This is a genomic window from Nocardia sp. NPDC060249 (assembly GCF_042728755.1).
Lineage (GTDB): Bacteria > Actinomycetota > Actinomycetes > Mycobacteriales > Mycobacteriaceae > Nocardia.
In genome coordinates this window covers 20,581-33,347 of the sequence record NZ_JBHXAQ010000021.1, presented here as the reverse complement: position 1 = coordinate 33,347, position 12,767 = coordinate 20,581, and the positions used below count along the sequence as shown (strand labels likewise).

Genomic DNA, 12,767 nt, shown 5'->3' with positions numbered 1-12,767 from the left:
CCGCGGCGGGGTGGGGGGGGGGGGGGCGGTGGTGCTGTTACCCGGCGTGGGGGTGCGTGCGTCTGAGCCCTGTGTCGTTGGGCTCCGGGCCCGGGACCGCCAGGGCCGCGAACTCGAGCGCGCCAGCGCTCCAAAAAACCCAGCGGGTACCGTGGAGCGCGTGTCCGTTCCACCTCCTCGCCCGGCGCACAATCGACCGGCCCTGATCGCGCTGGTCTGTGTCGTCGCGCTGGGCTGCCTGGCGCTGGCCTGGTGGCAGTGGGAGCGGTTCGAGTCGTCGTCGGGAACCGGCCAGAATCTCGGCTACGCGCTGCAGTGGCCGCTGTTCGCCGGGTTCGCGGTGTTCGCCTATGTGCGGTTCGTGCGGCTGGAACGCGAGGCCGAAGAGCCCGCGCCGGCGCGTCCGGGCAGGGCCGAGGCGCCGCGCGAGATCCCCGCGGGCATCCTGCCCGAACGCCCTGCGGCCGCGAAGTCCGACGACCCGGAGACGGCCGCCTACAACCAGTACCTGGCGCAACTACACGCCAGCGACATCGATGCGCAGGTCCGCACCGCCGGCTTGCACTCCCCCGAGAGGAACGCCGGGTGACCGACAACACCACCGCACCGTCGCTGGAGGAAGCCACCGCCGCCCCCGCGGGCAGTGCCCCCGCCGCCAAGATCGCCTCGGCCCTGCAGCGCTACCGCGTGCTCGCCTGGGTCACCGGTCTGTGGCTGCTGCTGCTCACTGTCGAGATGATCGCCAAGTACGGCTTCGGCGTCGACACCCCCAGCTGGATCGCGGTCGTGCACGGCTGGGTGTACTTCGCCTACCTGCTGGTCACCGCCGACCTCGCCGTGAAGGTCCGCTGGCCCATCGGCCGCACCGTCGGCACCCTCGTCGCGGGCACCATCCCCCTGTTGTCCTTCTTCGTCGAACACCGCAACGCCAAAGACGTGAAGCAGCAGTACAGCCTCTGACTCCCACGAACAGCGCCGCCGCCCCGGTGATCCGGAGCGGCGGCGCTGTCGTCGGGTGGCCGGTCAGGCCAGGGCGGCCAGGGCCGGGATGAGCTGGGTGAGGGCGCGGCCGCGGTGGGAGACCGCGTCCTTCTCGGCGGGAGTGAGTTCGGCGGCGCTGCCGGTACCACCCTCGGGGAGGAACAGCGGGTCGTAGCCGAAACCGCCGTCGCCGTGGGGTTCCCGGGCGATGGTGCCGGGCCATTCGCCGCGCACCACCGTGGTCGTGCCGTCGGGCAGGACCAGTGCGCAGGTGGAGACGAAGCGGCCGCCGCGACGGTCGTCGGGGACGTCGCCCAGCTGGGCGAGCAGCAGGGCGTTGTTCGCGGCATCGTCGCCGTGGCCGCCTGCCCACCGGGCAGACAGCACACCCGGCATGGCGTTCAGCGCGTCGACTTCGATGCCGGAATCGTCTGCCACACACGGCAAACCGGTGGCGACCGCGCCGTCACGCGCCTTCGCGATCGCGTTCTCCTCGAAGGTGGCGCCGGTCTCGGGAGCCTCCTCGTACGGGGGCACCTCGTTCAGGCTCACCAATTCGATTCCGGCCACCCCGGCTTCATCGAGAATCCGGCGAAGTTCTGTCAGTTTCTTGGCATTTCGGCTGGCGACCAGCACACGCACGGCCACGGCTACTTCTTCGCGGACGGTTCGGGCAGGGTGCCCGGGTACGGCAGTGCCAGCGCCGCCTTCTGGATCGCGAACAGCTGTTCGGCGCCGGCGAAGGCCGAGTCCAGCATCTTGTCCAGGGTCGATCGCGGGAACGTCGCGCCCTCACCGGTGCCCTGGATCTCGACCAGAGTGCCGGTGTCGGTGGCCACCACGTTCATGTCGACCTCGGCGCGCGAGTCTTCCTCGTAGGGCAGGTCGAGGCGAACGCGCCCATCGACCACACCCACGCTCACCGCGGCGATCATGCACGAAATCGGCTGCGGGTCGGCCAGTTTGCCCGCGGCGGCCAGATAGGTCACCGCGTCCGAGAGCGCCACATAGGCGCCGGTGATCGCGGCGGTGCGGGTGCCGCCGTCGGCCTGCAGCACATCGCAGTCGAGCGCGATCGTGTTCTCGCCGAGCGCGGCCAGATCGATGCAGGCCCGCAGCGATCGCCCGATCAGCCTGCTGATCTCCTGCGTCCGCCCACCGACCTTGCCCTTCACCGACTCCCGCCCACTGCGGGTGTGCGTGGCCGCGGGCAGCATCGCGTACTCCGCGGTGAGCCAGCCCAGCCCCGAATCCCGGCGCCACGGCGGCACCCCCTCGGTGACGCTCGCGGTGCACATCACCCGCGTCTGCCCGAATTCCACCAGCACCGACCCCGCCGGGTGCGTGGTGAATCCCCGAGTGATCTTCACGTCGCGGAGTTCGTCATCCGCCCTACCATCAGCTCGTCTAGACACAGCGACACACTAGCGCGTGCCCCCCACCCCCCGCCCAGCCACACCGAACCCCCGGATCCCACCCTAGAGATCGAACGTCTCCCCCGGCGACACCGCGTGCACCGGCCCCGAGAACGCCGCCTTGGCCTCCGCGATCACATCCTCGCGCGAAGTCCACGGCGGAATATGCGTGAGCAACAACTCCTTGGCCCCGGCCCGAGTAGCGATCTCCCCCGCCTCGGTCCCCGAAAGATGAATCCCCGGAGGACGATTCGCCGGGTCATGAGTCCACGACGCCTCCGCCATCAGCACATCCGCGCCCTGCGCCAAGTCGACAACCGCATCGCACATCGCCGTATCACCGGTGTAGACGAAGACCCGGCCGTCGGCCGCGGTGATCCGCAGCCCGTAGGACTCCGGCGGGTGGAACATGCGCCGAGCCTCCACCGTATGACCGGGCCCGAACGGAACCGGAGTGTTCTCGACCCACGCCTGCGAGTCGATCACATCGGACCAGTCGTCGGTCTCGCCGCCGATCTCCGCGGAGGCGTTGCCGATCCGCAGTGCGGCATCGGACGGCCCGCGGACCAGCGCCTTGCCGGTCGGCGGGTTCGGGTGGTAGCGACGCCACACCAGCAGTGCGGGCAGATCCAAGCAGTGATCCGCGTGCAGGTGGGTGAGGAAGATATCGACGTCGGCCGGGTTCATGTGCTTCTGCAGGGCGCCGAAAATACCGGGACCGAAGTCGATGACCGTCGGCCGCATATCAGGGGCCGTCAGCAGGTAGCCCGACGCTGGGGAGTCCGGGCCGGACACACTGCCCGAGCACCCGAGGACCGTAAGGCGCATACCCCCATGCTGCCACGACGTGCTGGTGCTCAATGCAGGATCCCCCCATTTTCCAGACCGGATCCCCGGTTACCGCGTTGGTAGTGCGCGGCCGACCGATGCTCCACGGCGGCGTCGACGTTCATCTGACGAGAGTACCCAGCCCGCGAGCACTCCACCCACCGCCCCGAAAAGATGCCCCTGCCAAGAAATTCGAGGGTCGCTCGGCAGCACGCCCCACAGCATCGAGCCGTAGAACACGAGGATCACCAGTCCCACCACGATCTGGCCCACATTGCGGGCGAACCACCCGCGGCAGATCAGGTACGTCAGCCAGCCGAACACGATCGACGACGCTCCGACGTGCACACTTCCCGCCGACCCCGTGAGCCAGGTGCCGACGCCCGCGATCACCCAGATGATCGCCGTGGCCGCGATCCCCCGTCCGATCCCGGAGAGCAACACGAGGAAACCGAGCACGAGCAGGGGCAGCGTGTTGGCGAACAGATGGTCCCATCCGCCGTGCAACAGCGGTGCCCACAGAATCCCGTCGAGCCCGGATACCTCGCGCGGCTCGATACCCGCCGAGTCGAGTTCGCCGACCGATCCGGGTGGCGAATCGTAGGAGAGCACCATGTCGACGCCCTCGATCACGTACAGCGACCCCACGAAGCCCAGAATCACCACCGCGGCCCGAATCCACGAACCGCCTCGCGACGCGCCGAGGCCCGAACTCGCGTTGCCGCGCAGCCCCGAGATCCGATCAGGATCGAACGAGGCACCCACCCCACCGCTCACCGACATCGCCTCCACTCCGGCAAGGGACCGTCGAACAGCCCGTTGACCAGAGCGTACCGAAGCCGGGTGACATCGCGTCAGGCCCAGAGCTGGCCGTCCAGCTTCTCCTCGGCTTCGTCCAGCGTGCCGTCGTATGCCCCGGTAGACAGATACTTCCAGCCGCCGTCGGCGACCACGAACGCGATATCGGCCCGTTTCCCGGCCTTCTGCGCCTTCTTGGCGATGCCGAGCGCGGCGTGCAGAATCGCCCCGGTGGAGATCCCGGCGAAGATTCCCTCCTCGCCGACCAGTTCGCGAGTCCGTTTCACCGCGTCGTACGGGCCCACCGAGAACCGAGTGGTGAGCACCTTCTCGTCGTAGAGCTCCGGGATGAAGCCCTCGTCGATATTGCGCAGCCCGTAGACCAGCTCGCCGTAGCGGGGTTCAGCGGCCACGATCTCGATATCGGGGACCTGTTCGCGCAGGTACCGGCCGGTGCCCATCAGGGTTCCGGTGGTGCCGAGCCCCGCGACGAAATGGGTGATCTCCGGCAGGTCGGCCAGCAGTTCCGGGCCGGTGTTCTCGTAGTGCGCGAGCGCGTTGGCCGGATTGCCGTACTGGTAGAGCATCACCCAATCCGGATTCTGCGCCGCGATCTGCTTGGCCATCGCCACCGCTTGATTGGACCCACCCGCCGCGGGCGAGTCGATGATCTCGGCGCCGAACATCGTGAGTAATTGCCGACGCTCCACCGAGGTGTTCTCCGGCATCACGCACACGATCCGGTAACCCTTGAGCTTGGCCGCCATGGCCAGCGAGATCCCGGTATTGCCGCTGGTCGGCTCCAGAATCGTGCAGCCGGGGGTGAGCAGCCCGTCGGCCTCGGCCTGTTCGATCATCCGCAGCGCGGGCCGGTCTTTGATCGACCCCGTGGGATTGCGGTCCTCGAGCTTGGCCCACAGCCGCACATGATCGTCACCCTCCCATTGGGGCGACAGTGTCTGCAGTCCGACGAGCGGCGTATTGCCGAGCGTCGCGATCAGCGAGTCGTAGCGGGCCACGGTGTCAGGCGCCGCCGGCCACGGCGGGCAGGATGGTGACCGACGCGCCCGCGGGCACCTCGGCTTCGAGCCCACCGGAGAAACGCACGTCCTCGTCGTCGACGTAGATGTTGACGTAGCGGTTCAGCTTGCCGTCCGACAGCAGCTTCTCGGCCAGTCCGGGGTGATTCGCGTCGAGGTCGGCGATGAGCGCGGACAGCGTCGAGCCCTCGCCCTGCACCCGCTTCTCACCTCCGGTGATACCACGCATGATGGTCGGAATGGACACGGTTACCGGCATGGGGACTCCTCGGGGTGGTGACTTTTCTCGGACGGTTCAGTAGGAATCGACGATGCGCACCGGTTCTTCGGTGACCTCGCCGTCGACGATGCGGTAGCTGCGCAGTTCGTGTTCTTGCGGGTCGCGCGTGGAGACCAGCACATAGTGCGCGTCCGGTTCGGCGGCGTAGGAGATGTCGGTGCGGCTCGGATAGGCCTCGGTGGCGGTGTGCGAGTGGTAGATCACGACCGGCACTTCGTCGGCGTCGTCCATCGCGCGCCACACGCGCAGCTGTTCACCGGAATCGAACCGGTAGAAGGTCGGCGAGCGTTCGGCGTTGACCATCGCGACGAAGCGTTCCGGCCGGTCGCTGCCCTCGGGGCCGGCGATGATGCCGCAGGCCTCGTCCGGGTGGTCGGCGCGGGCGTGCGCCACCATCGCGTCAACGAGATCGGCCCTGATCACCAGCACTTCATCGACCCTTTCCACATCCTGCCTGCGTGCTGTCGAGCACCTTCCTCGACAACGACTCACCCTATTCGGGTATTCCGGGGGGCACACACTCCGGTCCCGGACGGGTCGTCCCCGCAGGCGCGGAAAGTCGGCGAAGGGCTGGTCAGCAGGTGGTTCGGACCGCAAGACAGCCTCACCGACCGAGGGTCCGGCGACCGATCAGCGCGGAAACAGATCGTAGTAGGCGGGAATGCCGGCGATCGAGTTCGCGGCGAGCACCGCGTCGACGACGGCGCGCTCGACGACCACCGCCGCGGCCGTACACAACTGGTCGAGCAGCAGCAGATCAGGGGGAAACGCGGGCGGCAGCGGGAGCGGCGCGACCTCGATCGCGCCAGTGGACAGCGCGAACAGGGTGTCGCCGTCCAGCGGGGAATGCACGGGTCGGATCGCCCGGGCGAGGCCGTCGTGCCCGGTGGCGGCCATCCGCCGACAGCCGGCCGGGTCGAGGGCGGCATCGGTGGCGATCACGCCGATCGTCGTGTTGAGCACCATGCTCTTCGCGGGGAGCGCGGCCAGTGCGGCGATCTCGTCCGGTGTCGCCTGCCGCAACCCGAAGAAGTCGGGTCCGTCGGTGCCGGCGCCCCACGGCAACCCGGTGCGCGGATCGACGACCGACCCGACGGGATTGGCCACGATCACCGCGCCCACGGTCACCCCGGCCCCTGGTCCGTCCGCGAGAACCACACTCGCCGAACCGATTCCGCCCTTGATCGCGCCCGCCCGCGCACCGGCACCGGCGCCCGCGGTGCCCCTGGCGAACTCGGTCGACGCCGCCGCGGCCGCGCGATATCCGAAATCGGCGTCGGGCCGGATGCCCCAGTCGCCGACCGGCAGGTCGAAGATCACCGCGCCCGGCACGATCGGCACCACCCGACTCGGGTCGGACGGGTCCATCGGAATGCCCTCGCCGTGTTCCTCCGACCAGCGCATCACCCCGTCGGCGGCGGCAAGGCCGTACGCGCTGCCGCCGGTGAGGAGCACGGCGTGGAGTTGGCGGACGGTGTTGGCGGGGTCGAGCAGGTCGGTTTCCCTGGTACCCGGACCGCCGCCGCGGACGTCGACCGACGCTGTCGCGCCACCGGGGGCCCGCACCACGGTGCAGCCGGTCGCGGCGCCGGTACCGAGGGTGACCTCGGCGTCGAGGGCCTGGCAGTGACCTACCAGCACACCGGCGACATCAGTGATCGAGTTGCGTGCCCCTGGGCTGCTGCGCATTGTCTCGTCCTCGTCTGATCAGCGAATCCGGCCGTTCGCGCCTCGGGTCCGATGGCGCGACCCGAGACAGGGTCAGGGAGCCAGCGCTTGGAGCAGTGAATCCTGCATCCAGGTGAGCCAGTGGTAGACGTCCAGATGTGGGGCGCGCGGGTCTTCCGGATCGAAATGGTCGGGCGTGTCGTCGTCGATGTCGAGCAGGGTGCCCAGCGCGAGACGGACATCGGTGAGCGCGGCCAGCCACGCGTCGGCCTGCTCGGGCGTGAGCGCGATCTTGCCGCCCGTTTCCGGGCAGCTGTCGAGGACGGTCTGCCCGGCGGCCAGTTTCGCGTCGATGATCTCCGGCTCGTGCAGGCTGCGCAGCGCGCTGTTGAGATCGGCGCGCTTGGCATCGGGGGAACCGGGTTCGGCGCGGTGGAAATCGGGCAGCAGACGCAGCAGTTGCGGGTCGTCGGGCGGGGTGGAGTTGCCGGTGCGCAGGCCGGTGAGGGCGGCGAGTTCGTCTTCGGGGGCGTCGGCGGCGCGGTCACTGAGCAGTCCGGACACCGCCCCGATCAGGGAGCGAAGGACGGTGGCCTCGTGCTCGTCCATTTCGGATCGAAGCTTGAGGCCACTCAGTGAGTTCTTCCTGCTCCACTTACGCACAGCGCCCAGGCTACTCAACTCGTCAGTCGCGCTGCATGGTTGCCCAGAGCCCGGCGGCGTGCAGCCGGCGCACGTCCTGCTCCATCTTGTCGCGCGATCCCGAGGACACCACCGCCTTGCCCTCGTTGTGCACCTGCATCATCAACTCGGTCGCCTTGGCTTTGCTGTAGCCGAACAGCTTCTGGAAGATGTAGGTGACGTAGTGCATGAGGTTCACCGGGTCGTCCCAGACCACGGTGACCCAGGGCCGGTCCTCGGCCTCCAGGATCTCGGTGTATTCGGTGGTCTCCGGTGTCGCCTGCGGTGCCGACAGTGCGGCGTTCACAGCGTCGGTGACGGCGCCGGCCCGAACGTTATTGCACACGGCCATGAACCCCAGCCTACGACGAGGCCCGCAGGAAACAACACCCGCGGTGACTAGAGTTTCTGGTGTGCAGATCCGTGACGAGTTCGCCAGCAGCGCGCTGCTGACCGACCAGTACGAGCTGACCATGCTGGCCGCGGCGCTGGCCGATGGTTCCGCCCACAGACAGTGCACCTTCGAGGTGTTCGCCCGGCGGTTGCCGCACGGGCGCCGCTACGGCGTGGTCGCGGGCACCGGCCGTCTGCTCGACGCGCTGACCCACTTCCGCTTCGGTCCCGACGAGCTGGCCGTGGTCGCGAAGTTCCTCGCCCCCGCCACCGTCGAGTGGTTGCGCGAATATCGCTTCACCGGCGATATCGACGGCTACGCCGAAGGCGAGCTGTACTTCCCCGGTTCGCCGATCCTGACCGTGCGCGGCAGTTTCGCCGAATGCGTGCTGCTCGAGACCCTCGCGCTGTCGATCTTCAATCACGACAGCGCGATCGCCTCGTCGGCCGCCCGGATGGTGAGCGCGGCCGCGGGTCGGCGGATGATCGAGATGGGGTCGCGGCGCACCCACGAGCTGGCCGCGCCGTCGAGCTCGCGCGCCGCCTACCTGGCCGGATTCGACGCGACCTCCAATCTCGAGGCGGTGCGCAGCTTCGGCGTGCCCGGCGCGGGCACCAGTGCCCACGCGTTCACCCTGCTGCACAGCGGCGCCGACGGCGAACACGAGGCCGCGGCGTTCCGCAGCCAGATCGACGCGCTCGGCATCGGCACGACTCTGCTGGTCGACACCTTCGACATCACCCGGGGTGTCGCGACGGCGATCGAGGTGGCCGGTCCCGAGCTGGGCGGGGTGCGCATCGACTCCGGCGACCTGGGCGTTCTCGCCAGGCAGGTCCGCGACCAGCTCGACGAACTCGGCGCCGTCGGCACGCGCATCGTGGTCTCCGGCGATCTGGACGAGTACGCGATCGCGGCGCTGCGTGCCGAACCGGTCGACGTGTACGGCGTCGGCACGTCGGTGGTCGTCGGTTCGGGTGCCCCGACCGCGGGCATGGTCTACAAGCTGGTCGAGGTCGACGGCATTCCGGTCGCCAAACGGTCGAGCCACAAGCAATCGCGCGGCGGGACCAAGAAGGCGGTGCGGCTGGCCCGCGCCACCGGCACGATCGTCGAGGAGATCGTCTACCCCGAAGGCGGAGAAGCACCGGCCACCAACGGTTTTCAGGTGCGGGAGCTGCAGGTGCCGCTGGTTCGCGAGGGCAAGGTGGTCGACGGTGTGGCGACGCTGGCGCAGAGTCGTGAACTGGTCGCACGCGGGTTGGTGAGCCTGCCGTGGGAAGGGCTGAAGCTCTCCGCGGGCGAACCCGCCGTGCCGACAACGTTCCTCGGCTGAGCGTCGCGGCACGCCGAAGTGCCGGCGACTCTCGACCGCACCGGCACCCGGTCGGCCACCGCGCCGGGGGTGGCCGCGCGGCGTCGCGCGGCGGACAATGGTGCGGTCGAACGAGCTGGAGGATGACATGGGACGCGGTCTGATCATCGTGGACGTACAGAACGATTTCTGCGAGGGCGGCTCCCTCGCGGTAGCCGGCGGCGCGGCGGTAGCGGCCGCGATCACCGACTTCGTCGCCGGTGCGCAGTACGACGCGGTCGTCGCCACCCGCGACTGGCACATCGACCCCGGCGCCCACTTCTCCACCGAACCCGACTACGTCGACACCTGGCCGCCGCACTGCCGAGTGGGCACCCCCGGCGCCGATTTCCATCCCGCGCTCGATGTCTCGCCCATCCAGGAAACGTTCTCCAAGGGCGAATACACCGCCGCCTACTCCGGCTTCGAAGGCGCGGCGGCGGACGGCACCTCTCTCACCGATTGGCTCCGAGCCCGCGGCATCGACGCCGTTGACGTGGTCGGCATCGCCACCGACCACTGTGTTCGGGCCACCGCGCTGGACGCCGCCGAGGCCGGATTCGACACCACCGTCCTGCTCGACCTCACCGCGGGCGTAGCCCCTGAAACCACCGAGACCGCTCTGTCCGCCCTCCGCGATGCGGGTGTCGAGCTGCGTCCCTGAATACTTCCCCCATGGACTATCGATTCCCGGCACACACCCGACCCGCCCTGACGAAGGCACTCGCCGAGACCGACAGCATCCACGACGCCGCCGACACCGTCTTCTGGTCGAACCCGGCCACCGACGACCTCCAGCGCCTCGGTATCGCCGCGTTCGGCAAACTCCCCCCGGCGTTCTCCCACCTGCTGGCCCTGTCGAGCCTGCACACCAGCGTTCTCGACGCGGGCTTCTCGAGCTACCTGAAAACCCGCCGCAGCGAACTCCCGTGGGCCACAAGAGGTTTACGCGCAGCAGGCATGCCGCAACTGGCCGCCGCGGCCATCATCGCCGCCCGCGACGCCTCCCCCAGCTCCCCGAAAGACGACCTCGACCGCTTCTGGGAAGACGAACACCAGACCCTCGCCACCCCCGACCAGATCCGCCGCCCCACCGGCGACCGCGCCGAGGACCCCGACGAGATCTACGACATCAACGAACCCGAGGACTTCGAACAGCGAGTCCTCGACTACGTCCGCGATCACATCGACGACTTCGTCCGCGAGTCCTGACCGGGCTCGCCGTCGCTCGGGCAAACCTGTCCGAGGGTGCGGATAAGCTGCGACCGTGCCCGAACTCCCTCCCGTCGCCGACCTGCTCGTCACCGCCGTGCATGCCCTCGGTGGCAAGGAACGCACCGGGCAGACCACCATGGCCACCGCCGTCGACCACGCGATCGACACCAAGGAGCACCTGGCCGTCCAGGCGGGCACCGGTACCGGCAAGTCGCTGGCCTATCTCGTCCCGAGCCTGCGGCACGCGGTCCGTACCGGTCGCACCGTGGTGGTCTCCACCGCGACGATCGCGCTGCAACGTCAGCTCGTCGACCGTGATCTGCCGCGCTTGGCCGAGGCACTCACCACACCCCTCGGTCGCGCACCCGCGTTCGCGATCCTCAAGGGCCGCAACAACTATCTCTGCCTCAACAAGATCAACAGTGTCATCCCGGAAGACACCGGCGGCGAGGCCGAGCTGTTCGACGCCTTCGCCATCTCCCGCCTCGGCCGCGAAGTCCAGCGCCTCAACGAATGGGCCTCCGACACCGAGACCGGCGACCGCGACGAACTCGCCCCCGGCGTCACCGACCGCGCGTGGCGCCAGGTCAGCGTCGGCTCGCGCGAATGCCTCGGCAAGACCCGATGCCAGTTCGGCCAGGACTGCTTCGCCGAGAAGGCCCGCGCGGAATCGGCCCAGGCCGACGTAGTGGTGACCAACCACGCGCTGCTGGCCATCGACGCCATCAGCGGCATCCAGATCCTGCCCGAACACGATGTGGTGGTGATCGACGAGGCGCACGAACTGGTCGACCGTGTCACCGGCGTCGCCACCGCCGAACTGGCCGCGACCGCGATCAGCGCGGCCGCCCGCCGCTGCACCAAACTGATCGACGAACGCGAGGTCGACCGCCTGGAAGGGGCCGCGGAGGCCTTCCACCAGGCACTGGAGGAGCTACCGCCCGGCCGCTGGGACCAGATGCCCGACGGCATCGCCCCGGTCCTCGCCCTGGTTCGCGACTCGGCCTGGAACGCGCGCACCGCCATCGCACCGCAGGGCACCGTGAAATCCCAGGACGACCCCGACAACGCCGCCGCCCGCACCATGGCCGTGGCCGCCATCGACGACGTGCACGACGCCGCGGTCCGCGCGCTCACCGCGTTCGAGGAGGCCGACCCGGCCGCCCGTCGCGATGTCATCTGGTTGTCGGCCGACGAGATGCGCGGCGTCGCCCGCCGCACCTTGCGGATGGCGCCGCTCTCGGTCGGCGGCCTGCTGCGCAGCAGACTGTTCGGCACCGCGACGGTCGTGCTCACCTCGGCCACTTTGCAGATCGGCGGTTCGTTCGACGGGCTCGCGATCACCTGGGGCCTGCCGTCGCAGTCGGGGGGCAAGGTCGATCCGGCCATGGCCAACGGCGCCACCGCACCCGCCGACCTGGAATCGGTGCGCTGGAACGCCCTCGACGTGGGTTCACCGTTCGACCACGCCAAGTCCGGCATCCTCTACGTCGCGAAACACCTGCCCGCCCCGGGCCGCGACGGCCTCTCGCCCGCCTATCTCGACGAGATCGAACAGCTCATCACCGCGGCCGGTGGCCGCACGCTCGGCCTGTTCTCCTCGATGCGCGCCGCCAAGGCCGCCACCGAGGCGCTGCGCGAACGCCTCGACACCCCGGTGCTGTGCCAGGGTGACGATTCGATGGGCGCGCTGGTGCGCAAGTTCGCCGACGACCCGGCCACCTCGCTGTTCGGCACCCTCACCCTCTGGCAGGGCGTCGACGTCCCCGGCCCGTCGCTGAGTCTCGTTATCCTGGACCGCATTCCGTTCCCCCGGCCCGACGATCCGCTGCTCACCGCGCGTCAGCGAGCGGTGGAGTCGCGCGGCGGCAACGGTTTCATGACGGTGGCCGCCAATCATGCCGCCTTGTTGCTGGCCCAGGGCACCGGCAGGCTCCTGCGCAGCGTCGACGACCGCGGCGTGGTCGCGATCCTCGACTCCCGCCTCGCCACCGCCCGTTACGGCAGCTACCTGCGCGCTTCGCTGCCGCCGTACTGGGAGACCAGCGATCCCGACGTGGTCGCCAAGGCACTGCGCAGGCTCACCGATTCCGCCTGAGCGAAGCCGACGCTTGCA

At 69.3% G+C, this 12,767-nt stretch carries 16 protein-coding genes; 6 read left to right on the top strand and 10 right to left on the bottom strand.

Going from position 1 to position 12,767, the window contains the following annotated elements; genetic code table 11:
* Nucleotides 1-160: 160 nt before the first annotated feature.
* Together ACFWFP_RS33515 and ACFWFP_RS33510 are read left to right on the top strand one after the other, a co-directional pair.
* Nucleotides 161-589: a transcriptional regulator gene (locus ACFWFP_RS33515; RefSeq protein WP_379301857.1), complete on the top strand. Its 429-nt coding sequence runs from the start codon at nt 161-163 to the stop codon at nt 587-589.
* Between the two features lie 23 nt (nt 590-612).
* Nucleotides 613-960, top strand: a complete 348-nt coding sequence (locus ACFWFP_RS33510) for a DUF3817 domain-containing protein (RefSeq protein WP_379301918.1) — start codon at nt 613-615, stop codon at nt 958-960.
* Between the two features lie 63 nt (nt 961-1,023).
* Here ACFWFP_RS33510 and rdgB read toward each other — a convergent pair whose 3' ends face one another.
* The 10 genes from rdgB to clpS all read right to left on the bottom strand — a co-directional run bounded on the left by rdgB (nt 1,024) and on the right by clpS (nt 8,043).
* Nucleotides 1,024-1,629: an RdgB/HAM1 family non-canonical purine NTP pyrophosphatase gene (gene rdgB, locus ACFWFP_RS33505; protein ID WP_379301855.1), complete on the bottom strand. Its 606-nt coding sequence runs from the start codon at nt 1,627-1,629 to the stop codon at nt 1,024-1,026.
* A gap of 2 nt (nt 1,630-1,631) precedes the next feature.
* On the bottom strand, nt 1,632-2,396 hold the full coding sequence (gene rph / locus ACFWFP_RS33500) for a ribonuclease PH (RefSeq protein WP_378638916.1): 765 nt from the start codon (nt 2,394-2,396) through the stop codon (nt 1,632-1,634).
* Between the two features lie 63 nt (nt 2,397-2,459).
* Nucleotides 2,460-3,224, bottom strand: a complete 765-nt coding sequence (locus ACFWFP_RS33495) for a cyclic nucleotide-degrading phosphodiesterase (protein ID WP_379301853.1) — start codon at nt 3,222-3,224, stop codon at nt 2,460-2,462.
* A 69-nt stretch (nt 3,225-3,293) separates the two neighbouring features.
* The gene (locus tag ACFWFP_RS33490; protein WP_379301851.1) at nt 3,294-4,007 is read right to left on the bottom strand and encodes a rhomboid family intramembrane serine protease; all 714 of its coding nucleotides are present in this window, start codon (nt 4,005-4,007) and stop codon (nt 3,294-3,296) included.
* Nucleotides 4,008-4,078: 71 nt separating this feature from the next.
* The gene (locus ACFWFP_RS33485; RefSeq protein ID WP_379301849.1) at nt 4,079-5,041 is read right to left on the bottom strand and encodes a PLP-dependent cysteine synthase family protein; all 963 of its coding nucleotides are present in this window, start codon (nt 5,039-5,041) and stop codon (nt 4,079-4,081) included.
* 4 nt (nt 5,042-5,045) lie between these two features.
* Nucleotides 5,046-5,321 carry a MoaD/ThiS family protein gene (locus ACFWFP_RS33480; RefSeq protein WP_101464168.1) on the bottom strand — a complete coding sequence of 92 codons (276 nt, stop codon included), beginning with the start codon at nt 5,319-5,321 and terminating at the stop codon, nt 5,046-5,048.
* A 36-nt stretch (nt 5,322-5,357) separates the two neighbouring features.
* Nucleotides 5,358-5,771, bottom strand: a complete 414-nt coding sequence (locus ACFWFP_RS33475) for a M67 family metallopeptidase (RefSeq protein WP_358071628.1) — start codon at nt 5,769-5,771, stop codon at nt 5,358-5,360.
* A gap of 201 nt (nt 5,772-5,972) precedes the next feature.
* Nucleotides 5,973-7,031: a P1 family peptidase gene (locus ACFWFP_RS33470; protein WP_379301847.1), complete on the bottom strand. Its 1,059-nt coding sequence runs from the start codon at nt 7,029-7,031 to the stop codon at nt 5,973-5,975.
* Nucleotides 7,032-7,103: 72 nt separating this feature from the next.
* Nucleotides 7,104-7,673 carry a DUF2017 domain-containing protein gene (locus ACFWFP_RS33465; protein ID WP_379301845.1) on the bottom strand — a complete coding sequence of 190 codons (570 nt, stop codon included), beginning with the start codon at nt 7,671-7,673 and terminating at the stop codon, nt 7,104-7,106.
* A gap of 22 nt (nt 7,674-7,695) precedes the next feature.
* Nucleotides 7,696-8,043 (bottom strand): ATP-dependent Clp protease adapter ClpS, encoded by a 348-nt coding sequence (clpS, locus tag ACFWFP_RS33460; protein WP_101464172.1) that lies wholly within the window; start codon nt 8,041-8,043, stop codon nt 7,696-7,698.
* Here clpS and ACFWFP_RS33455 point away from each other — a divergent pair.
* The 4 genes from ACFWFP_RS33455 (at nt 8,042) to ACFWFP_RS33440 (ending at nt 12,749) form a co-directional block, all read left to right on the top strand.
* Nucleotides 8,042-9,418, top strand: a complete 1,377-nt coding sequence (locus tag ACFWFP_RS33455; protein ID WP_379301842.1) for a nicotinate phosphoribosyltransferase — start codon at nt 8,042-8,044, stop codon at nt 9,416-9,418. The genes clpS and ACFWFP_RS33455 overlap by 2 nt on opposite strands.
* Before the next feature lie 127 nt (nt 9,419-9,545).
* Nucleotides 9,546-10,100, top strand: coding sequence for an isochorismatase family protein (locus ACFWFP_RS33450; RefSeq protein WP_379301840.1), 555 nt, complete (start codon nt 9,546-9,548; stop codon nt 10,098-10,100).
* Nucleotides 10,101-10,111: 11 nt separating this feature from the next.
* Nucleotides 10,112-10,648, top strand: coding sequence for a DUF4375 domain-containing protein (locus tag ACFWFP_RS33445; RefSeq protein ID WP_379301838.1), 537 nt, complete (start codon nt 10,112-10,114; stop codon nt 10,646-10,648).
* A 55-nt stretch (nt 10,649-10,703) separates the two neighbouring features.
* The gene (locus tag ACFWFP_RS33440; protein ID WP_379301837.1) at nt 10,704-12,749 is read left to right on the top strand and encodes an ATP-dependent DNA helicase; all 2,046 of its coding nucleotides are present in this window, start codon (nt 10,704-10,706) and stop codon (nt 12,747-12,749) included.
* Nucleotides 12,750-12,767 lie beyond the last annotated feature (18 nt).

What these genes read in the sequence shown, in the direction of transcription:
- ACFWFP_RS33495 (WP_379301853.1), bottom strand. Translation starts at nt 3,224, where the DNA reads ATGCGCCTTACGGTCCTCGGGTGCTCGGGCAGTGTGTCCGGCCCGGAC.
- ACFWFP_RS33490 (WP_379301851.1), bottom strand. Translation starts at nt 4,007, where the DNA reads ATGTCGGTGAGCGGTGGGGTGGGTGCCTCGTTCGATCCTGATCGGATC.
- ACFWFP_RS33480 (WP_101464168.1), bottom strand. Translation starts at nt 5,321, where the DNA reads ATGCCGGTAACCGTGTCCATTCCGACCATCATGCGTGGTATCACCGGA.
- ACFWFP_RS33470 (WP_379301847.1), bottom strand. Translation starts at nt 7,031, where the DNA reads ATGCGCAGCAGCCCAGGGGCACGCAACTCGATCACTGATGTCGCCGGT.
- ACFWFP_RS33455 (WP_379301842.1), top strand. Translation starts at nt 8,042, where the DNA reads ATGAACCCCAGCCTACGACGAGGCCCGCAGGAAACAACACCCGCGGTG.
- clpS (WP_101464172.1), bottom strand. Translation starts at nt 8,043, where the DNA reads ATGGCCGTGTGCAATAACGTTCGGGCCGGCGCCGTCACCGACGCTGTG.
- ACFWFP_RS33450 (WP_379301840.1), top strand. Translation starts at nt 9,546, where the DNA reads ATGGGACGCGGTCTGATCATCGTGGACGTACAGAACGATTTCTGCGAG.
- ACFWFP_RS33445 (WP_379301838.1), top strand. Translation starts at nt 10,112, where the DNA reads ATGGACTATCGATTCCCGGCACACACCCGACCCGCCCTGACGAAGGCA.